Consider the following 19,670-nt stretch of genomic DNA (forward strand, 5'->3'; position numbering starts at 1 on the left):
CGACTCGGGAATGCAGCTGCCGGTAGCCTGACCTGTAGCACTACCCGTTGCCTAGCCAGGAGATCTCCGTGACTACCACAACCACTTCCGCGTCTGTCAGTAACCAGTCGCTCGCCGATCTCGATCCCGAGATCGCAGCAGTCCTCAACCAGGAACTCGGCCGCCAGCGCGGCACCCTGGAAATGATTGCGTCCGAAAACTTCGCACCCCGCGCTGTCATGGAGGCACAGGGCTCCGTCCTGACCAACAAGTACGCCGAGGGCTACCCGGGCCGCCGCTACTACGGCGGTTGCGAATACGTCGACGTCGCTGAGCAGCTCGCCATCGACCGCGTCAAGGAACTGTTCGACGCCGAGTACGCCAACGTCCAGCCGCACTCCGGTGCACAGGCTAACGCTGCAGCCCTGTCAGCCATGATCACCCCGGGCGATAAGATCCTTGGCCTGTCCCTGGCCCACGGCGGCCACCTGACACACGGCATGAAGCTCAACTTCTCCGGCAAGCTCTACAACGTAGCGGCCTACCAGGTTGAAGAAGACACCTTCCGCATCGACATGGACAAGCTCCGCGAGCAGGCCATCGCAGAGAAGCCGCAGGTCATCATCGCCGGTTGGTCCGCGTACCCGCGCCACCTCGACTTCGCCGCTTTCCGTTCCATCGCCGACGAAGTTGGCGCACTCCTGTGGACGGACATGGCGCACTTCGCCGGCCTCGTCGCAGCAGGCTTGCACCCGAGCCCGGTGCCGCACTCCGACGTCGTTACCTCCACGGTCCACAAGACCCTCGCCGGTCCGCGTTCCGGCGTGATCCTCGCTAAGCAGGAATGGGCCAAGAAGCTCAACTCCAACGTCTTCCCGGGCCAACAGGGCGGGCCGCTGATGCACGTCATCGCAGCCAAGGCCGTTGCCTTCAAGATCGCCGGCAGCGAAGAATTCAAGGAGCGCCAGGAGCGTGTGCTTGAGGGTGCCAAGATCATCGCCGACCGCCTGAACCAGTCCGACGTCGCCGAAGCGGGCGTCTCGGTCCTCACCGGCGGCACCGACGTTCACCTGGTCCTGGTTGACCTGCGTAACTCGCAGCTGGACGGCCAGCAGGCCGAAGACCTCCTGCACTCCGTGGGCATCACCGTGAACCGCAACGCCGTTCCGTTCGACCCCCGCCCGCCTATGGTCACCTCCGGCCTCCGCATCGGTACCCCGGCCTTGGCCACCCGCGGATTCGGCGCCGCCGAGTTCACCGAGGTTGCCGAGATCATCGCAACCGCCCTGAAGGCAGGCTCCGCCACGGATGTCGAAGCCCTCCAGGCCCGCGTGGACAGGCTCGCCGCGGACTTCCCGCTGTACCCGCAGCACGAGCAGTGGTAACGGGTTACCACCAGAAAGAGCAGATGGAATGACACAATCCACCGCACAGGTCCTCGATGGCAAGGCCACCGCCGCAGCCATCAAAGCAGAACTGACCACTCGCGTCTCCGCACTGGCGGCCAAGGGAATCGTTCCTGGCCTGGGCACCATCCTGGTGGGCTCGGACCCGGGCAGCACTTGGTACGTCGGAGGCAAGCACAAGGATTGCGCTGAGGTTGGCATCCAGTCAATTCGCAGGGACCTGCCCGAGGACATCAGCCAGGAAGACCTCCTGAAAGTTGTCCGCGAGCTCAACGAGAACCCGGAATGCACCGGGTACATCGTCCAACTTCCGTTGCCAAAGCACATCGACCAGGACGTCATCCTGGAGGCCATGGACCCTGACAAGGACGCCGATGGCCTGCACCCGATGAACCTTGGCCGGTTGGTGGCCAACGTCAATGGTGTGATGAAGTCGCCGCTTCCCTGCACGCCGAAGGGCTGTGTGGAGTTGCTGCGCCGCCACAACATCGAGCTCAAGGGCAAGCGGGTCCTGGTGGTTGGCCGTGGAGTGACCATTGGCCGTCCGATCGGGCTTCTGTTGACCCGCAAGGAAGTCAACGCAACGGTCATCCTTGCCCACACCGGAACGGTGGACCTGCCCGCAGAACTCAGGCAGGCCGACGTCGTCATCGCGGCAGCAGGTGTGCCGCACATGATCAAGGCTGAAGACCTCAAGCCGGGTGCAATCGTGCTCGACGTCGGCGTCAGCCGTGTGGACGACGGCAACGGCAAGGCTGTGGTCACCGGAGACGTGGACCCGGCCGCGGCCGACGTCGCCGCCTGGCTGTCCCCGAACCCGGGCGGTGTTGGCCCGATGACCCGAGCCATGCTGCTCGCCAATGTGGTGGAGAGCGCCGAGCGCCAAGCCGGCATCGCGTAACAACAGCATGGCTTAAGAACAGAGGGCTTAACAAAAGCAGGGCGCCTACTCCCCACGGAGTAGGCGCCCTGCTCCGTTAACCTGACGACGCCCGGACCACCCGCGGCTAGGCTCGGTGTATGCAGCCGAGTTTTCCTGCGCTCCGGGGCGCAGCTGAGCCCCGGAGATATCGCCGTTTTGCGGGTCCGCCCACCAGCTTCATTGTGATCACGGTGGCGGCCATCCAAGTGGTGGGAACACTCATCTCCGCGCGCCATCAGGACTCGGCCCGGCCCCTGGACATCGCCGCGATGCTGCTGCTCCTGGCCGGCCCCGCCGCTTTGGCTTTCCGCCGCCGTGCACCTCTTGCCATGTTCCCCGTTGCCTTCCTGGCCACGGCAGGCTACCTCGCCCTGGGCTACGCCTGGGGTCCGATCGCTTTATCCCTGGCCCTGTCCATCGTCCTCACGGCTGCCGCGGGCCTGCGGTGGCAAGCGTGGCTCGGCGCGGGGATCGCTGCGGGGGCCGTCGTCGTAGGCGCGGCGGTGAGCGGCGATCCGAACTGGCCCCTGCGTGCCTCCGCAGGTGTGGCCTGGGCTGCCATCCTGGTGCTGCTGGGGCAAGCATTCCGGCGACGCGGCGAACGGTTCGCTGAGTACCGACGACGGCGGGAGGCGGCACAGAAAGCGGAACGGGACGAGTACCGGCTCACCCTTGCCCGGGACATCCATGACGTCGTAGCCCACTCCCTCTCCATGATCAATGTGCAGGCATCCGTGGCGTTGCACGTCGGCGCGGACGATCCCGAGAAACTCCGCCCTGCGTTGGAAGCCATCAAAGCAGCCAGCAAGGAGTCCCTGACGGAAGTCCGGCAACTCCTCGGCGTGCTGCGCGAAGACGCCCCGTTGGTCCCCGCGGCCAAACCCACGTTGGCCGGACTTCCAGCGCTGGCCAAGAACGCAGAGTTGGGCGGCCTGCGGGTCACGCTGCAGGACAACTCGGACCATCAGCTCATCGGCCCCGCCCAGCAGGAGGCGGCGTACAGGATCATCCAGGAAGCCCTGACCAACGTCGGCAGGCACTCAGGTGCCAGCTCCGCCGTCGTGCGTCTTGGCCAGACCGGTAGTGGCCCGACCGCCGGGGCGCTGACGGTGACCGTCGACGACGACGGCGGCGGCATGCGTGGAGCGCTCCCGGGCAATGGTTTGACGGGAATGAAGGAGAGGGCAGGCGCCATGGGCGGTACCCTCACTGTGCGTGAATTGCAGCCCGGCTTGCGGGTGGAAGCGGCCCTCCCGATACACCTCGAAGGGAACCGCCCGTGATCCGCATCCTACTTGCCGACGACCAAACCCTCATCCGGGCGGGTTTTCGCGCGCTCCTGGATGCTGAGCAGGACATGGAGGTGGTGGGGGAGGCAGGAACAGGGGCCGACGCCGTTCGCCTCGCCGCCCGCGAGCAACCAGACGTGGTCCTCATGGACATCCGCATGCCCGGCGGGGACGGCCTGAACGCCACCCGCGAGATCCTGGCCAACCCGTTGTTGGCGGGCACGCGGATCATTATTCTCACCACGTTCGAGCTGGATGAGTACATTTCCGAGGCCGTGCGGGCTGGCGCGGCGGGCTTCCTGGTCAAAGACACCGAACCCGCGGAATTGATCCGGGCCGTCAGGGTGGTCCACGACGGCGACGCCCTGCTTTCGCCCTCGGTGACACGGCGAATCATGGCGCAGTTGGCCTCACAAAGCCGTGCCGCGGGCAAGGCGATCCCCTTGGACCAAGTCACAGACCGCGAACGGGAAGTCCTGGCCTTGGTGGGCGAGGGGCTGAACAATGCCGAAATCGCGGAGCGGCTGTTCATTACACCACTCACAGCCAAGACCCACGTTTCGCGCATCATGACCAAGCTCATGGTCCGGGACCGTTCACAACTGGTGGTCCTCGCTTACGAATCCGGGCTGGTGCGGCCGGGTTGGAGCAGCTAGGCGTTTGGAGCAGCCAGGCGGTGTAGGGAGACTACCGCCGGAGTAGCGGTGATACCCCAAGTGCCTCCCGACGGCGGACGCCGCCCCAGTCGCCGCCGGGAAGACTCGAACCAGAGCCGAAAGCCGGCTCGCGCCGGGCACCGGCGGCAAGAGTTTGGATCACTGACATGTTCACCGCACTGGCATCAATAGCAGGGCAGGTAATAAGCACAGGGCAGGCATCAATTGCAGGGCAGGCAAGCACCGTAAGTGGTGCGCTGGCGCAGATGCAGGATGCCGCCGCCGTCCACGGCCCGTGGGCAGGCGGACCCGCTTGGCCCTTCTTCCTCCTGTTCCCGCTGTTCTGGATCCTCGTGATCGGCACGCTCATTTTCGTGGGACGCAGGACGTGGCGGCGCAACCACCACTGGGCGGGGACACAGGGCGCTGAAAGCGTGCTGCGTGAGCGCTACGCCCGCGGCGAAATCGATGAGACCGAATTTCGGCAACGCTTGGAGGTCCTGCGCTCGCAGCCCGGGAAATAGCTCCCATGTTCGCCATGCGTGGAAGGGGCCCGGCAGCCATTTCGAGTTTGCGACAATTGAAGTATGCAATCTCTTGGTGACTCGCGCCCGTCCACGTCCGCTGCCGGCAAAGGCATGTTCAAGGGCTTCCGAATTGGCGGCTTGGGCATGACTGTTTTGCTGATCGCGTTCGTGGTGGCAGTGATTTTCGCTGCCAACAAGAACGACGTCGTGGGCTGGGTCGTGGCGGTTGTCGCGTTCGGCTGGCTGGTTTTGGCCACGTTCGTGGTGCTCAGCATCCGCACGGCCGCCAAGCGCGCCGGTGCCAAGTTGACCGAGGCGCATAATGCGTTCACGGCGGCGACCGGCCGCGCGTCGTCGGGCGTTGCAGACAACGGCGGAACTCGGGTGGTAGCCGAGCGGAGCCACAATGACGATGTCAGGGACCTGAAGCTGGACCACTCGTTCAAAATCGTCCAGGTCCAGGTGCGGGTGGTGGAGCAGGAACGCGCCAAGGGCGACGCCGCCGACCAGGACACCATCAACCGGGCGCTGGAAACCATAGCCATCACGGCCACCAATGCCCGGGACATGATGAAGACGGGCGACCCCTCGGACGAGCCCGTGGCCGGAACCATCATCGACTAGAGTAGAGCGGGTGAGCACGGCATTGAAGAAGGATTTCCTTCGCATCGCATCGGTCAACGTCAACGGCCTTCGGGCTGCCTACAGGAACGGCATGGCGGAATGGCTGGAGCCTCGCGAGGTAGACATCCTCTGCTTGCAGGAAGTCCGTGCTCCTGATGACATCGTGAGGTCGTTGCTCGGGGATGGCTGGCACATCCTCCACACCGAGGCCGAGGCAAAAGGCCGTGCAGGGGTGGCCATCGCTTCCCGCGAAGAGCCCACAGCCACGCGGATCGGGATCGGCGACCCCTACTTCGATACCTCCGGACGCTGGGTGGAAGCGGATTACATCGTTAGGAACACCGCGGGGGAGTCCAGCACCCTTTCCGTGGTCAGCGCCTATGTGCACTCCGGGGAAGCAGGAACTCCCAAGCAGGAGGACAAATTCCGTTTCCTGGACGCCATGACCACGCGGCTTCCGGAACTCGCGAAGCACAGCGACCACGCCTTGGTGGTCGGCGACCTCAACGTCGGACACACCGAACTCGACATCAAGAACTGGAAGGGCAACGTCAAGCGTGCCGGCTTCCTCCCGGAGGAGCGCGCCTACTTTGACCGCTTCTTCGGCGAAGAAATCGGATGGAGGGATGTTCACAGGGGCCTGGCAGGTAATGTCGCCGGCCCCTACACCTGGTGGTCCCAGCGCGGTAAGGCCTTTGACACTGACACAGGCTGGCGCATCGACTACCACTTGGCCACACCGGATTTCTCGGCAGCCGCCTTCTCGGCTGTGGTGGACCGGGCGCCGTCGTGGGACACCCGCTTCTCTGACCACGCACCGCTGGTAGTGGACTACCAGCTCTAAGCTTCTGAAAGTATCCTCCATGACTAGTTCCACTACGACTGAAACCGGCTCGGACGTCACTGCAACGGCCGCCCGGGCAGCGGCGTCCAGCAAACCGGCAGCCGGAGCCAAGCATCGCGTCCTGTCCGGCATGCAGCCTTCCGCTGATTCCCTGCACCTTGGCAACTACCTTGGCGCCTTGGTCAACTGGGTCCGGATGCAGGACGAGTACGATGCCGTTTTCTTCATCCCGGACCTGCACGCCATCACGGTTCCGCAGGACCCGGCTGAGCTGGCCCGGCGCACCCGCGTCACTGCCGCCCAATACATCGCCGGCGGCGTGGACGTGGACAAGTGCACCTTGTTCGTCCAGTCCCAGGTCCCGGAGCATGCCCAGCTTGCCTGGGTGCTGAATTGCATCACCGGAATGGGCGAGGCCGCCCGGATGACCCAGTTCAAGGACAAAGCCCAGAAGCAGGGCTCGGACCAGGCAAGCGTGGGCTTGTTCACCTACCCCATCCTGCAGGCCGCTGACATCCTCCTGTATCAGCCTCACGGAGTTCCGGTGGGCGAAGACCAGCGGCAGCACGTTGAATTGAGCCGGGATCTCGCGCAGCGCTTCAACAGCCGGTTCGGGGAGACATTCCAAGTCCCCGAGGCCTTCATCCAGAAGGAATCGGCCAAGATCTACGATCTGCAGAACCCCACGGCCAAGATGTCGAAGTCCGCGGAATCCCCGGCCGGGCTGATCAACCTGTTGGATGATCCCAAAACGGTGGCCAAGCGCATCAAGTCGGCAGTGACCGATACCGAGACGGAGATCCGTTACGACCGCGAGAACAAGCCGGGCGTGTCAAACCTGCTGAGCATTTATTCGGCGATCAGCGGCAAGCCAGTGCAGAAAATCGTGGCTGACTACCAAGGAAAAATGTACGGGCACCTCAAGGTGGACCTGGCGGAGCTGGTCTCGGGGCACCTTGCACCGATCAGGGAACGCGCCAACGAGCTGCTCGCGGATCCGGCAGAACTTGACCGTCTCTTGGCCCACGGGGCGGACAAGGCACGGGAAATTGCATCCGCCACCCTCGCCGACGTCTACTCGCGGGTCGGTTTCCTTCCCTATCGTGGAATTGCTTCAAACGGCGAACAGGGAGTCCGCTAACTCCATGTGCGCAGCTGGCCAGCTCAACGTCAGGACCGACACCCGCAGGGGTGCCGGTCCGGACAATGCGCGACAGACCGCCGTCGCCCGTGTCGACTGCGGTGCCGGCCACACCATGTGCGTGGGAGTGATCCTTGGCTTCCCGGCCGACGTGGCCCGCGAACTGCGGGAATGGCGGGCCTCGTTTGGCGATCCCATGGCCGAGGTCATTCCTGCCCACATCACGTTGATCACCACAACCCCCACCCAGGACTGGACCGCCACCATCGAGCACGTCCGGGAGGTTGCCCGCTTCCAGGAGCCTTTCACCGTCACCATTTCGGGCACCGGATCATTCCGGCCCGTTTCACCGGTGGTGTTTGTCAATGTCGAAGAAGGCTTCGAGGAGTGCGTGAAATTGCACGAGAAGCTCCAAAGCGGTCCTCTCGAACGGAGCCTTCCCTTTCCGTACCACCCCCACGTCACGGTCGCTCACGACGTCGGGCAGGAAAGCCTCGATGAGGCCGAGACGGTGCTCAGTGATTACCGCGCCACCTTTCCGGTGGTTAGCATGGGACTTTACGAGCACGACAGCAACGGAATTTGGCAGCTACGGGAAGAGCTCGACTTTGGCGGCGATACTGACCAAGAACGGTAAGCGGAACCCGGCGAAAGAGACGGACGGTCCGCCACTTCCAACTGAGCGGGCGCAACTGAAACTTGAGTTCCTGCGCAAGAGGCAAGACTGGGGCCAAGCGAAACTTGCCGGCGATGCGTTGCCTAAGAAGGCCGGCGTGTTCCTGGCTTTGGTCGTCGCGAAGCTGAACACCAACCGTGCAATGCGCTCGTTCCAGCAGTACACCCGCCAGCATGGACCCCTGTTGAGCGCCGGTATCGGTTTCACCATGTTCTTCTCGGTGACAGGCCTCCTGACTACAGGGTTCGCCATCACCGGGATCGTCCTCGGCGGTGATCCGGTGCTCGAAGGCGCCGTGATCAGCAGCGTCGCAGCTGCGGCGCCTGGCCTGCTGGCGGTCAACGGCGGAAAAGGCTTGGTGGATCCGCAATCGCTGCTCAATCCGGCCGGGCTTGGCTGGACCGCAGTGATCGCCGCCGTCGTCACTGTCTTCACCTCCCTGGGCTGGATTGCCAGCGTCCGGGAGGGCCTGCGCGCCGTGACAGAGGCCGGACCCCTGCAACGTAATCCCATCCTCCAAAAACTCATCGACGCAGGAACCCTCCTACTCCTCGGAGTGCTCCTGGTGGTCAGCTCAGGGGCGTCGCTGGTCTTCGGCACCGCGGCGGACTGGGTCATCGGTCTTCTGCCATTGGACGTGGCCGTGTCTGGGCCCCTTGCCGCAGTGGTCAAGATCGTGGTTCCGCTCTTGCTGAACTGCACGACGGCGGCGGTGCTGTTCCGCGTCGCAGCCGGGCTGGCGTTGGGTCGCCGGGCGTTCGTCGAAGGAGTGGCCCTCGCCGGGGTGGGAACCACCATACTGCAGCTTTTCAGCACCGAACACCTGGCGCGGGCCGGTCACAACCCGGTCCTCGCCTCGTTCGCCATCATCATAGGTTTGCTGATCTGGTTCAACCTGGTCAGCCAGGTCTACCTCGTCTCTGCCTCGTGGTCCGCTATCCGGGAGGCCGACGACGGGTCAGCCACCGCCCAGCGAACCAAAATCCTCGGCTCGCGGCGGGTAACGCCCCACACGTAGGAGCTAGACGGTTACAGGGAGTTCCAGATACGGGTCTGCCCACGCGCTGATGATCCGGGCAACCCGTGCAGCTTGGCCCTTGCCCGTGAGCAAATGTTCGCTGCCTTCCAAGGAGATGAAACTCCGGGGATGCCTCGCGGTGCGGAAGATCTCGCTGGCGTTGTCGATCCCCACCGTGTTGTCGGTGGGGGAGTGCATCACCATCAGAGGCTTGTGGAGACCCCGGATACAGTCCCGCAGATCGGCCTTTTCCACGTCTTCGACAAAGTGGCGGCGGACTTCCATGGGGCGGCCGCCCAGATCCACTACCGCGCTGCCATCGCGAAGGATGGCGTCTATTTCGGTGTCGAACATGTGCTCGACGTGCTTGGGCTCATAGGGCGCGCCCACTGTCACCACAGCATTCAGGCCCGGGATGTCGCGCGCAGCGGCGAGCACTGCTGCCCCTCCGAACGAATGTCCCACCAGCAGGCTGATCCTGCGGCCCTGTTCCTGCATGAACGCCGCAGCCAAGATGGTGTCTGCAACCTTTACGCTGAATGATCCCGCGGACCATTCCCCGCCGGAGCCTCCCAGCCCCAGGTTGTCAAAGCGCAGCATGCCTATACCTTGCTCGGCCAACCCTTTGCAGATGCGTGAGGCAGCGGGGCTGTCCTTACCGAGGGTCAGGCCGTGCGAGTACACGCCCCACCCCCGCAGGGGACCCTCAGGAACGTCCACGACGCCGGCCAGCACATCGCCGGTACTTCCAACGAAGCTGATCTTCTCAGGGCGCGACACGCTATTCTCCTAGGGTTTGGGCTGCCTTGTTGTGAACTCACTGGGGGAGTCCGGATTAACGACGTCGGCGCCGTCACCAGCAGTGGTGAGCGGCGCCGTCGTCGTGCTGTTCTTTAGTGCGGTCCAGCTAGATCTTGCGGGACAGGATTGCCTGCTTGACCTCGGCAATGGCCTTGGTCACCTGGATGCCACGCGGGCATGCTTCGGAGCAGTTGAAGGTGGTGCGGCAACGCCACACGCCTTCTTTGTCGTTCAGGATCTCAAGGCGCATGTCGCCGGCGTCGTCACGGGAATCGAAGATGAAGCGGTGGGCGTTCACAATCGCTGCCGGGCCGAAGTACTGACCGTCGGTCCAGAAGACCGGGCAGGACGAGGTGCAGGCTGCACACAGGATGCACTTGGTGGTGTCATCGAAGCGTTCACGGTCCTCAACGGACTGCAGGCGCTCCTTGGTGGGTTCGTGGCCCTTGTTGATCAGGAACGGCATGACCTCACGGAAGGACTGGAAGAACGGCTCCATGTCCACGATCAGGTCCTTCTCCACGGGGAGACCCTTGATCGGTTCCACCGTGATGGGCTTGGACGTGTCCAGGTCCTTCAGGAGGGTCTTGCAGGCGAGGCGGTTGCGGCCATTGATGCGCATGGCATCGGACCCACACACGCCGTGGGCGCAGGAGCGGCGGAAGGAAACGCTGCCGTCAATCTCCCACTTGACCTTGTGAAGGGCATCCAGCACACGGTCCGTGCCGTACATGGTCAGCTTGTAATCATCCCAGCGTGCCTCTTCCGAGATTTCCGGATCGTAGCGGCGGACGCGGAGGGTGATGTGGAAGGTGGGGATTTCACCGTCGCCGGCGACGCTTGCCGGGAGCTCGATCTTGGATGCGGGCTCTGCCATTTCGGTCGTCATTAGTACTTACGCTCCATCGGCTCGTAACGGGTGAAGATGACGGGCTTGGTCTCAAGACGGATGCCCGCAACCGATTCCGCCGAGGACGCGGCGGTGACGGAAGTGTCAAGGTATGCCATGGAGTGCTTCATGAAGTTTTCATCATCGCGTTCCGGGAAGTCCTCGCGGTAGTGTCCACCGCGCGATTCTTCGCGGTGCAGGGCACCGACGGTCATGACCTTGGCCATGTCCAGGAGGAAGCCCAATTCCACTGCTTCCAGGAGGTCAAGGTTGAAGCGCTTGCCCTTGTCCTGGACGGTGACGTTCTTGTAGCGCTCCTCGAAGGACGCAATATCCCGAAGGACCTGCTCCAAGGACTCCTTGGTACGGAACACCTGCATGTTGGCGTCCATGGTCTCCTGCAGTTCCTTACGGATCTGGGCGACGCGTTCGGTTCCGGTACCGGTCAACAAACCGTCCAGGATGCTGCGGGTCATCGCTTCGGGGTCCGCCGGCAGCTCCACGTAGTCAGCCGTCTTGGAGTACTCCGCGGCGGCGATGCCGGCGCGCTTGCCGAACACGTTGATGTCCAGAAGCGAGTTGGTGCCCAAGCGGTTGGAGCCGTGCACGGATACACAGGCAACTTCACCGGCAGCGTAGAGTCCCGGAACGATCGTGTCGTTGTCCTGCAGCACCTCGGTGGTGATGTTGGTGGGGATGCCGCCCATGGCGTAGTGCGCCGTGGGGAACACCGGCACCGGGTCCGTGAACGGTTCCACGCCCAGGTAGGTGCGGGCGAACTCGGTGATGTCCGGAAGCTTTGCCTCGATGTGCGCCGGCTCAAGGTGGGTCAGGTCCAGGAGGACGTAGTCCTTGTTCGGGCCACAGCCGCGGCCTTCACGGACTTCATTCGCCATGGCGCGGGCCACGATGTCACGGGGAGCCAAGTCCTTGATGGTGGGGGCGTAACGCTCCATGAAGCGCTCACCCTCGGAGTTACGCAGGATGGCACCTTCACCACGCGCACCCTCGGTGAGGAGGATGCCCAAGCCGGCAAGACCGGTCGGGTGGAACTGGAAGAACTCCATGTCCTCCAACGGGATGCCGCGGCGGAACGCGATGCCCATGCCATCACCGGTAAGGGTGTGGGCGTTGGACGTGGTCTTGAAGACCTTGCCGGCGCCACCTGAAGCGAACACCACGGACTTGGCCTGGAACACGTGCAGTTCGCCTGATGCGAGGTCGTAGGAGACGACGCCGGCAACGCGCTTCTGCTTGTAGGGGGTACCGTCCTCGCGAACGGCGTCCTCTTCGACGATCAGCAGGTCAAGGACGTAGTACTCGTTATAGAACTCAACGTTGTGCTTGACACAGTTTTGGTAGAGGGTCTGCAGGATCATGTGGCCGGTACGGTCTGCGGCGTAGCATGCCCGGCGGACGGGGGCCTTGCCGTGGTCACGGGTGTGGCCACCAAAGCGGCGCTGGTCGATCCGGCCTTCGGGCGTGCGGTTGAACGGCAAACCCATCTTCTCCAGGTCCAGCACGGCGTCGATGGCTTCCTTCGCCATGACCTCGGCTGCGTCCTGGTCAACCAGGTAGTCGCCACCCTTGATGGTGTCAAAGGTGTGCCATTCCCAGTTGTCTTCTTCGACGTTGGCCAGTGCTGCACACATGCCACCCTGTGCCGCACCGGTGTGCGAGCGGGTGGGGTAGAGCTTGGTCAGTACCGCTGTGCGTGCACGCTGACCGGACTCGATCGCGGCGCGCATGCCGGCGCCACCTGCACCGACAATGACGACGTCGTACTTATGGACCTGCATACCAGATGCTCTCTCTTTCAAAAATTCAGATGGTCGGCGGAGGCTGCTCCGCTACTTCAGGCGTGGCCAGCCGCAGCGGAAAGCCGCGGCGCGGTCCGCTAAGGCGCCGGGCAGAAACCGCCGGGCAGCTGAACGCCGTTGACGACCGGGCACGGGTTGAAGGTGAAGATCACCAACGTGCCCAGGATGATGATGACGAAGGCTGCGGCGTAGAGGACACCCTTGAGCCAGAAGCGGGTGGCGTCCCTTTCGGCGTAGTCGTTGATGATCGTGCGGACGCCGTTGGTGCCGTGCAGCATGGCAAGCCACAGCATGGCGAGGTCCCAAAACTGCCAGAACGGATCGGCCCACTTACCTGCAACGAAGCCGAAGTCGATCGCGTGGATGCCCTGGCCCACCATGAGGTTCACGAACAGGTGACCGAAGATGAGCACTACCAGGACGACGCCGGAGAGGCGCATGAAGAGCCAGGCGATCATCTCGAAGTTGCCGCGGCTGTGACCACTGCGGTTGTACTTCGGGGCGATCTTCCCTGAGCCGATTTTTCCACTGCGTGGGGATTCGATGGTGGTCATGGTCAGTGGCCTCCCAGTGCCAGGGACAAGTGGCGGACGGCGAATGCACCGAAGACGACCACCCAAAGAATAAGCACGGTCCACAGCATCTGCCGCTGGTACTTGGCGCCCTTCTTCCAGAAGTCGATGGCGATGACGCGCAGGCCGTTGAAAGCGTGGAAGACAATCGCAGCGACCAAGCCTGTTTCACCAATGGCCATCAGGGGGTTCTTGTAGGCGCCAATCACGGCCGTGTAGGCCTCAGGGGACACGCGCACCAATGAGGTGTCCAGCACATGGACCAACAAGAAGAAAAAGATCACTACACCGGTAATTCGGTGTCCAACCCAGGACCACATGCCTTCACGGCCGCGGTACAAGGTGCCAGCTGGTTTTGTCGGCACTGATTAAACCTTCCTGCAACACAGCGGCGCTGGCATGGGATCCACGCGGGGAAACGCCTGCTGCGAGAGCACTCGTAGCTCACGCCTAAATCTAGGCTTCGCTAACAGCTTATTCAATTTAGGCCCTACTTCGCTCGTTCATGGTTCAACCACTCCGCAGTGTTCTAGGCAGTTTTGGTCATTCCCTGAGACGAACGCCACATGTGTCGCGTTCTGCAGGGCTTGCCGGTGCTGTCGGATAAAGTGTTGCGGTGAGTACAGACGACGCGAAAATCCAGGAATCGCCCTTGGGCCGCTTCCACGCCGTGATCCCGGCGGGTGGTGTGGGGACCCGGCTATGGCCTCTCTCGCGTGCCGCTGCCCCTAAGTTCCTGCATGACCTGACAGGTTCCGGCAGCACCTTGTTGAGGGCCACCTACGACCGACTCGAACCGCTGGCGGGTTCCCGCGTGCTCGTGGTGACCGGCGAGGCCCACCGGGCAGCAGTGTGCCGCCAGCTCCCGGAGGTGGGCGAGGACGAGATGGTTCTCGAAAGCGAACCCAAGGACTCGGGCGCCGCGATCGGACTTGCTGCTGCGATCTTGCACCGCCGCGATCCGGAAACAATCATGGGCTCCTTTGCCGCGGACCAGGTCATCAGTCCCGACGACCTCTTCCAAGAAGCCGTTCGCGAGGCGATCTACACGGCCGCCACCGGCAAGATCGTCACCATCGGTATCAAGCCGACGCACCCGTCCACGGGGTTCGGATACATCCGCTCCGGGGCGGCACTCAACGTCGAAGGCGCCCCTAACGCCATGGCTGTCGCCGAATTCGTGGAAAAGCCCAGCCAGGAAGTTGCCAACAAGTACGTCGAGGCCGGCGACTACGTCTGGAATGCAGGGATGTTCGTTGCGCCCGTGGCGCTCATGCTGCGGCACCTGGAGGCCAACCAGCCCGAGCTCTTCGCGGGTCTGCAGGAAATCGCGGAGGCATGGGACACTCCCCGGCGCGCCGAGGTTACGTCCCGTATTTGGCCCACCTTGCCCAAGATTGCCATCGACTACGCAGTGGCCGAGCCCGCAGCGGAAGCCGGGGACGTCGCCGTCGTGCCCGGTACTTTCCGTTGGGACGACGTCGGCGACTTTGCCGCCATTGGCCGCCTGAACAACGCGGGCGACGTCGACGAGGTCACCGTTCTTGGTGAAGGCGCCCGCGTGTTCGCGGAAAACGCCAGCGGCGTGGTGGTTTCCGATACCAAGCGCGTTATTGCCCTTATCGGTATCAAGGACGTCGTCATCGTGGATACTCCGGACGCGCTGCTGGTGACCACCAAGGAGCACGCGCAGCTCGTCAAGGGCACGGTGGACGCGCTCAAAGCCAGCGGCGATACGGACGTGCTCTAACGCTGGGGTAAACACCGGTACTTGTGCCGGTGTTTATACCGTGAGTGTTTATACCGTGAGCCACGTCCTTGGTAGTCCCGCAGCTGAACGTGGCGTAACCAAGAGGTTGCTTTCGTTCCTCCGAGCGCTTGCATGGCTAGAGTTGTGACGTGCGCAATTACACGACTGAAACCGAGCCGGCCCCCGTTGTGAGTCCTTGGGTTGACGAGCTCCTTCCCGGACTCATCGAATTCCGGCGTGACCTCCATGCGCACCCCGAACTTTCCTTCAAGGAATTCCGCACCACGGACAAGCTCGTGGAGCGACTCGAAGCCGCTGGGCTGAAGCCACGGCGGCTCGAAGGTACCGGGCTGACGGTTGACGTCGGTGAGGGCCCGATTGGCACAGCCCTCCGCGGCGATATCGACGCACTTCCGATCATCGAGGAGACCGGGCTGCCGTTCGCGTCAAAGAACCACGGCGTTACCCACGCCTGCGGGCACGACGTCCACACCACCGCCATGCTCGGGATTGCCCTGACGCTGCAGCGGATGCACAAAAACAATCCGCTCGGCGGTACGGTCCGGATCATCTTCCAGCCTGCCGAGGAAACCATGCCCGGCGGGGCCTTGTCCTGCATCGAACAGGGCGTCTTGGAGGGTGTGCCGCGGATCCTCGCCTTGCACTGCGATCCGCGAATCAACGTGGGCCAGATCGGTACCCGCATCGGCGCGATCACCTCGGCGTCGGACACCATCAAGATTGAGCTTTCCGGACGAGGAGGGCATACCTCCAGGCCACACCTGACCGAAGACCTGGTGTTCGCGCTGGCACAAATTGCCGTCAATGTTCCCGCCGTGCTCTCGCGCCGCGTGGATGTGCGCAGCGGTGTTTCCGTGGTCTGGGGCCAGATTTCCGCAGGTTCGGCCCCCAATGCCATTCCCGGGTCGGGTTACATGGCCGGAACCATGCGTTGCCTGGATCGCGAGGCCTGGCACAGCGCGGGCGAGTTGCTGGACGACGTCGTGAAGCAGGTGGCGGCACCGTATGGCGTGGACGTGCATCTCGAGCACACCCGCGGCGTGCCTCCTGTGGTCAACTCGGAGCATGAGACGGCCCTGATCGAAGCCTCCGCACGGGCCGAGTTGGGTGAGAAAGCGGTGGTCCTGACGCCGCAGTCCATGGGTGGCGAGGACTTCGCGTGGTTCCTCGCGGACCTTCCCGGCGCCATGATGCGCCTGGGCACCCACACGCCCGGCGGCGAGGAGTACGACCTCCACCGTGGTGACTTCATCGTGGATGAACGCGCGCTCGGCTATGCCATCCGCGTCCTCACTGCCGCTGCCCTCCGCACTATCCGCGATCTGGAGCAGTAGTTCCAACCTAGGCCCGTACTTAGTTGTGTGGACCATGAGAGTGCGTGAACCGCATGGAGTTGAGTTGTGCACAATTGAATTGTGCGCTATCGTTTGGATCATGAGTGATGCACCCAGGCTCCGCCACCAAGTCTGTTTCGCGCTGTACTCGGCATCCAAAGCGGCGACGGCGGTCTACCGGCCGGTCCTGGAAGAGTTGGGGCTGACCTACCCGCAGTACCTGGTCATGCTGGTGCTCTGGGAACAGGAACCGCGGAGCGTGCGGGAACTCGGGGCCGAGCTTGGTCTCGATTCCGGCACGTTATCGCCCCTGTTGAAGCGGCTTGAGGGCATGGGGCTGGTCCAGCGCCGCCGCTCAGCTGAAGACGAGAGGCGCGTCGACGTCGTTCTGACCGATGCCGGAACGGCCCTCAGCGCCCGGGCGGGGGCTGTGCCCCAGCGTCTCGCCGATGCCGCAGGCCTCTCCGCCGCGGAGATTGAGCAACTGCACAACACCTTGGGCAAACTGACCGCAGCCCTGAACAGCTCACTCTGAGAACTTCCCACCCAAGACACCCAAGACATCATTGTCAAAGAGAAACGGAAACACGATGAAGACTCTTTACACGGCTGAGGCACTTGCCTCCGGCGAAGGGCGCGACGGCAGCGCCCGCACCAATGACGGCAAGCTCGACGTCGCACTGGCAAGCCCGGTGGAACTGGGCGGCAACGGACAAGGCACCAACCCTGAGCAGTTGTTCGCCGCCGGCTATGCTGCCTGCTTCCACTCGGCACTCCGGATGGTGGGTCGCAAGGAACGCGTTGACCTCAGTGACTCCGCCGTTGCCGCCAAAATCCACTTCGGTGCGCTGCCTGACAGCGAAGGCTACGGACTGGCTGCCGAGCTCGAGATCGCCCTGCCGGCCCTTGACCGCGAAACGGCGGAGAAACTGATGGCGAAGGCCCACCAGGTCTGCCCATACTCCAACGCCACGCGCGGCAACATGGCCGTGGACCTCAAGCTCGTGGAGTTCGCAGCATGAGCGCCGTGACTCCCGTGGAAACCCGCGAAATCCAGCTCGCTTCCCGGCCGGTTGGCCGCCCGACGCCGGAAAACTTCCGCTTGGCTGTCACACCGTTGCAGGAGCTGGCCGATGGGCAGCTCCTGGTGCGCAACCAGTTCATGTCCGTGGACCCGTACATGCGCGGCCGCATGAATGACGTCAAGTCCTACTCGGCGCCCTTCCAAGTGGATGCAGCGCTCGACGGCGGTGCGGTGGGCGAGGTGATCGCGTCACGTTCGGACGCGCACAAGGTGGGTGACGTCGTCGTGCATTCACTGGGATGGCGCGAATATGCGGTGGTGGACGCTACGGCTACCACTCCGGTGCCGAGCGGGCTCGCTCCCACCTCCGCTTTCCTCGGTGCTTTGGGCATGACCGGGCTGACCGCCTATGCCGGCCTGTTGAAGGTCGCCGAATTCAAGGAAGGAGACGTTGTCTTCGTCTCTGGCGCCGCTGGTGCCGTCGGTTCGATGGTGGGCCAGATCGCCAAGGCCATGGGTGCCTCAAAGGTGATCGGCAGCGCCGGATCCGCGGAGAAGGTTGCCCGGCTCTTGGAGCTGGGCTTCGACTCGGCCTTCAACTACAACGATGCCCCGGTCCTGGACCAACTGCGTGAAGCAGCGGGGGAGCGCGGCATCGATGTCTACTTCGATAACGTGGGCGGCGATCACCTGGAAGCGGCGCTGGCCACACTCACTGTGGGCGGTCGGGTGGCCATGTGCGGTGCCATTTCGCAGTACAACTCCACCGAGCCCCCGGCCGCACCGCGAAACCTGGCGGTAGCCATTGGCAAGCAGCTGACGTTGCGTGGCTTCCTGGTGGGCGGCCAGCGCCAGCATGCCGCCGAGTTTGCGCAGAAGATGGCCGGCTGGCTTGCCGACGGTTCAGTAAGCTACGACGAAACCATAGTGGACGGTCTCGAGAACGCGCCGCAGGCGTTCATTGACCTGCTCGACGGCGCCAACACCGGCAAGATGCTCGTGCGGCTCTAGCATGGTGGCACCTGGGCTCCCCGCCAAGGGTTGGTAACAAAAGGTCAACAATCTGCTTCTCCTCAGGGATTTGTGCTATCAGGGTGTGTTTCAGGCCACTAAAGTTGGTGTCATCAATGCGCCCTCGGCGCGGCTGCGAGCATCAGTGAAAACAGAATTTCTGCCTCAGGTTTAGGAAATGGACACTCATTGACCATCAGTCGTAGCGCCAATCACTTTTTCCTGGAGGAAAATTGAAGAAACCACTGCGTGCCACCCTGAAGCGCGGTTCTCTGGCCGGTGTCGCCACAGCAGGCGCAGCCGCCCTTTTGCTGACTGGCTGCGGGCAAGCGCCCGATTCCAACTCCAGCAGCAACAGCGCCAGTAACTACGTGGGTTGCATCGTCTCGGACTCCGGCGGATTCGATGACCAGTCCTTCAACCAGTCCTCCTACGATGGCCTGAAGAAGACCGAGAAGGACCTGGGCATCACCACCAAGTCCGCTGAGTCCAAGTCCAACAGCGACTTTGAGACCAACCTCAACGGCATGATGTCGGCCAACTGCAACTTGACCATCACAGTCGGCTTCCTGTTGGGAGATGCCACCAAGGCTGCCGCCCAGAAGAACACGGACAAGCACTTCGCCATCATTGACTACACGTACACGGACCCCATCGCCAACGTGAAGCCAGTGGTCTACGACACCGCCCAGGCCGCCTACTTGGCAGGCTACACGGCGGCGGCCACCACCAAGACCGGCAAGGTGGGAACCTTCGGCGGTATCAAGATTCCCACCGTGACCATCTTCATGGACGGTTTCTACGACGGCGTCCAGGCGTACAACAAAGCCAAGGGCAAGTCCGTGCAGGTTATTGGCTGGGACAAGACCACCCAGGACGGCTCGTTTACCGGTGACTTCGAAAAGCAGGACACCGGCAAGCAGGTCACCAAGAACCTCCTGGACCAGGGCGCGGACATCGTGATGCCCGTGGCCGGTCCGGTGGGCAAGGGTGCTGGCGCAGCCCTGAAGGAAGCGAAGGCAGCGGGCAAGGACGTCAAGCTCATCTGGGTTGACTCCGACGGCTACCTGACGGCCCCTGAATACAAGGACCTCATGCTGACTTCCGTGGTCAAGCAGATGGGTGACGCCGTTGAAACGGTGGTCAAGGACGACAAGGACGGAAAGTTCACTAACGCCGCTTACGTTGGCACGCTTGCCAACAACGGCGTGGCGATCGCCCCGTTCCACGATCTCGACTCGGCTGTTTCATCGGATACCAAGTCCGAGGTGAACGCGCTGAAGGCGGACATCGTTTCCGGCAAGTTGGTTGTGCAATCGGCGGCCAGCCCTAAGAAGTAGGCAATTCCTGGACGCGCCGCCAGTAC

Annotated in this window: 21 protein-coding genes; 16 read left to right on the forward strand and 5 right to left on the reverse strand. The window is 63.2% G+C overall.

Features of this window, described 5'->3' with window-relative positions; genetic code table 11:
* The first annotated feature begins 68 nt into the window (after positions 1 to 68).
* From glyA to QRN42_RS01195, 10 genes are all read left to right on the forward strand, one after another.
* The gene (glyA, locus tag QRN42_RS01150; RefSeq protein ID WP_284977635.1) at positions 69 to 1,364 is read left to right on the forward strand and encodes a serine hydroxymethyltransferase; all 1,296 of its coding nucleotides are present in this window, start codon (positions 69 to 71) and stop codon (positions 1,362 to 1,364) included.
* Positions 1,365 to 1,392: 28 nt separating this feature from the next.
* Positions 1,393 to 2,286: a bifunctional methylenetetrahydrofolate dehydrogenase/methenyltetrahydrofolate cyclohydrolase gene (locus QRN42_RS01155; protein ID WP_284977636.1), complete on the forward strand. Its 894-nt coding sequence runs from the start codon at positions 1,393 to 1,395 to the stop codon at positions 2,284 to 2,286.
* Between the two features lie 119 nt (positions 2,287 to 2,405).
* On the forward strand, positions 2,406 to 3,590 hold the full coding sequence (locus QRN42_RS01160) for a sensor histidine kinase (RefSeq protein ID WP_284977637.1): 1,185 nt from the start codon (positions 2,406 to 2,408) through the stop codon (positions 3,588 to 3,590).
* Positions 3,587 to 4,252 carry a response regulator transcription factor gene (locus tag QRN42_RS01165; protein WP_284974328.1) on the forward strand — a complete coding sequence of 222 codons (666 nt, stop codon included), beginning with the start codon at positions 3,587 to 3,589 and terminating at the stop codon, positions 4,250 to 4,252. Before QRN42_RS01160 ends, QRN42_RS01165 begins: the two co-directional genes overlap by 4 nt.
* A gap of 167 nt (positions 4,253 to 4,419) precedes the next feature.
* Entirely contained in the window at positions 4,420 to 4,776 is a 357-nt protein-coding gene (locus QRN42_RS01170) for an SHOCT domain-containing protein (RefSeq protein WP_284977638.1), read from the forward strand.
* A 63-nt stretch (positions 4,777 to 4,839) separates the two neighbouring features.
* Positions 4,840 to 5,403: a hypothetical protein gene (locus QRN42_RS01175; protein WP_284977639.1), complete on the forward strand. Its 564-nt coding sequence runs from the start codon at positions 4,840 to 4,842 to the stop codon at positions 5,401 to 5,403.
* Between the two features lie 10 nt (positions 5,404 to 5,413).
* On the forward strand, positions 5,414 to 6,247 hold the full coding sequence (locus QRN42_RS01180; RefSeq protein ID WP_284977640.1) for an exodeoxyribonuclease III: 834 nt from the start codon (positions 5,414 to 5,416) through the stop codon (positions 6,245 to 6,247).
* Positions 6,248 to 6,266: 19 nt separating this feature from the next.
* Entirely contained in the window at positions 6,267 to 7,388 is a 1,122-nt protein-coding gene (gene trpS / locus QRN42_RS01185) for a tryptophan--tRNA ligase (protein WP_284977641.1), read from the forward strand.
* A 4-nt stretch (positions 7,389 to 7,392) separates the two neighbouring features.
* Positions 7,393 to 8,025, forward strand: coding sequence for a 2'-5' RNA ligase family protein (locus tag QRN42_RS01190; RefSeq protein ID WP_284977642.1), 633 nt, complete (start codon positions 7,393 to 7,395; stop codon positions 8,023 to 8,025).
* On the forward strand, positions 7,997 to 9,082 hold the full coding sequence (locus QRN42_RS01195) for a YihY/virulence factor BrkB family protein (RefSeq protein ID WP_284977643.1): 1,086 nt from the start codon (positions 7,997 to 7,999) through the stop codon (positions 9,080 to 9,082). Before QRN42_RS01190 ends, QRN42_RS01195 begins: the two co-directional genes overlap by 29 nt.
* Before the next feature lie 3 nt (positions 9,083 to 9,085).
* On the opposite strand, the gene QRN42_RS01200 is transcribed toward QRN42_RS01195, so the two are convergent.
* From QRN42_RS01200 to sdhC, 5 genes are all read right to left on the reverse strand, one after another.
* Complete coding sequence (locus QRN42_RS01200; protein ID WP_284977644.1) at positions 9,086 to 9,862, reverse strand: alpha/beta hydrolase family protein; 777 nt, start codon at positions 9,860 to 9,862, stop codon at positions 9,086 to 9,088.
* 127 nt (positions 9,863 to 9,989) lie between these two features.
* A complete protein-coding gene (locus QRN42_RS01205) occupies positions 9,990 to 10,772 on the reverse strand; it encodes a succinate dehydrogenase iron-sulfur subunit (protein WP_284974336.1) in 783 nt (260 codons plus the stop codon).
* The gene (sdhA, locus tag QRN42_RS01210; RefSeq protein ID WP_284977645.1) at positions 10,772 to 12,571 is read right to left on the reverse strand and encodes a succinate dehydrogenase flavoprotein subunit; all 1,800 of its coding nucleotides are present in this window, start codon (positions 12,569 to 12,571) and stop codon (positions 10,772 to 10,774) included. The genes QRN42_RS01205 and sdhA overlap by 1 nt, the downstream gene beginning before the upstream one ends.
* 98 nt (positions 12,572 to 12,669) lie before the next feature.
* Positions 12,670 to 13,146, reverse strand: coding sequence for a succinate dehydrogenase hydrophobic membrane anchor subunit (locus tag QRN42_RS01215; RefSeq protein ID WP_284974338.1), 477 nt, complete (start codon positions 13,144 to 13,146; stop codon positions 12,670 to 12,672).
* Between the two features lie 2 nt (positions 13,147 to 13,148).
* A complete protein-coding gene (gene sdhC / locus QRN42_RS01220; RefSeq protein WP_284974339.1) occupies positions 13,149 to 13,529 on the reverse strand; it encodes a succinate dehydrogenase, cytochrome b556 subunit in 381 nt (126 codons plus the stop codon).
* Between the two features lie 251 nt (positions 13,530 to 13,780).
* Between sdhC and QRN42_RS01225 the strand changes: the two genes are divergently transcribed.
* The 6 genes from QRN42_RS01225 to QRN42_RS01250 all read left to right on the forward strand — a co-directional run bounded on the left by QRN42_RS01225 (position 13,781) and on the right by QRN42_RS01250 (position 19,644).
* Positions 13,781 to 14,914: a mannose-1-phosphate guanylyltransferase gene (locus QRN42_RS01225; RefSeq protein WP_284974340.1), complete on the forward strand. Its 1,134-nt coding sequence runs from the start codon at positions 13,781 to 13,783 to the stop codon at positions 14,912 to 14,914.
* A 149-nt stretch (positions 14,915 to 15,063) separates the two neighbouring features.
* Positions 15,064 to 16,269 (forward strand): amidohydrolase, encoded by a 1,206-nt coding sequence (locus tag QRN42_RS01230; RefSeq protein ID WP_284974341.1) that lies wholly within the window; start codon positions 15,064 to 15,066, stop codon positions 16,267 to 16,269.
* Positions 16,270 to 16,369: 100 nt separating this feature from the next.
* On the forward strand, positions 16,370 to 16,804 hold the full coding sequence (locus QRN42_RS01235) for a MarR family winged helix-turn-helix transcriptional regulator (RefSeq protein WP_284974342.1): 435 nt from the start codon (positions 16,370 to 16,372) through the stop codon (positions 16,802 to 16,804).
* Between the two features lie 55 nt (positions 16,805 to 16,859).
* Positions 16,860 to 17,291: an organic hydroperoxide resistance protein gene (locus tag QRN42_RS01240; protein WP_284974343.1), complete on the forward strand. Its 432-nt coding sequence runs from the start codon at positions 16,860 to 16,862 to the stop codon at positions 17,289 to 17,291.
* Positions 17,288 to 18,304: an NADP-dependent oxidoreductase gene (locus tag QRN42_RS01245; protein WP_284977646.1), complete on the forward strand. Its 1,017-nt coding sequence runs from the start codon at positions 17,288 to 17,290 to the stop codon at positions 18,302 to 18,304. The genes QRN42_RS01240 and QRN42_RS01245 overlap by 4 nt, the downstream gene beginning before the upstream one ends.
* 233 nt (positions 18,305 to 18,537) lie before the next feature.
* A complete protein-coding gene (locus tag QRN42_RS01250) occupies positions 18,538 to 19,644 on the forward strand; it encodes a BMP family lipoprotein (RefSeq protein ID WP_284974345.1) in 1,107 nt (368 codons plus the stop codon).
* The last annotated feature ends 26 nt before the right edge of the window (positions 19,645 to 19,670 follow it).

Source organism: Arthrobacter sp. fls2-241-R2A-200 (assembly GCF_030209745.1).
Classification (GTDB): domain Bacteria; phylum Actinomycetota; class Actinomycetes; order Actinomycetales; family Micrococcaceae; genus Arthrobacter.

Excerpts from the sequence above, each read along its gene's own strand:
- QRN42_RS01155 (WP_284977636.1), top strand. The coding sequence starts at position 1,393 with ATGACACAATCCACCGCACAGGTCCTCGATGGCAAGGCCACCGCCGCA.
- QRN42_RS01160 (WP_284977637.1), top strand. The coding sequence starts at position 2,406 with ATGCAGCCGAGTTTTCCTGCGCTCCGGGGCGCAGCTGAGCCCCGGAGA.
- QRN42_RS01170 (WP_284977638.1), top strand. The coding sequence starts at position 4,420 with ATGTTCACCGCACTGGCATCAATAGCAGGGCAGGTAATAAGCACAGGG.
- QRN42_RS01175 (WP_284977639.1), top strand. The coding sequence starts at position 4,840 with ATGCAATCTCTTGGTGACTCGCGCCCGTCCACGTCCGCTGCCGGCAAA.
- trpS (WP_284977641.1), top strand. The coding sequence starts at position 6,267 with ATGACTAGTTCCACTACGACTGAAACCGGCTCGGACGTCACTGCAACG.
- QRN42_RS01190 (WP_284977642.1), top strand. The coding sequence starts at position 7,393 with ATGTGCGCAGCTGGCCAGCTCAACGTCAGGACCGACACCCGCAGGGGT.
- QRN42_RS01205 (WP_284974336.1), bottom strand. The coding sequence starts at position 10,772 with ATGACGACCGAAATGGCAGAGCCCGCATCCAAGATCGAGCTCCCGGCA.
- sdhA (WP_284977645.1), bottom strand. The coding sequence starts at position 12,571 with ATGCAGGTCCATAAGTACGACGTCGTCATTGTCGGTGCAGGTGGCGCC.
- QRN42_RS01215 (WP_284974338.1), bottom strand. The coding sequence starts at position 13,146 with ATGACCACCATCGAATCCCCACGCAGTGGAAAAATCGGCTCAGGGAAG.
- QRN42_RS01235 (WP_284974342.1), top strand. The coding sequence starts at position 16,370 with ATGAGTGATGCACCCAGGCTCCGCCACCAAGTCTGTTTCGCGCTGTAC.
- QRN42_RS01240 (WP_284974343.1), top strand. The coding sequence starts at position 16,860 with ATGAAGACTCTTTACACGGCTGAGGCACTTGCCTCCGGCGAAGGGCGC.
- QRN42_RS01245 (WP_284977646.1), top strand. The coding sequence starts at position 17,288 with ATGAGCGCCGTGACTCCCGTGGAAACCCGCGAAATCCAGCTCGCTTCC.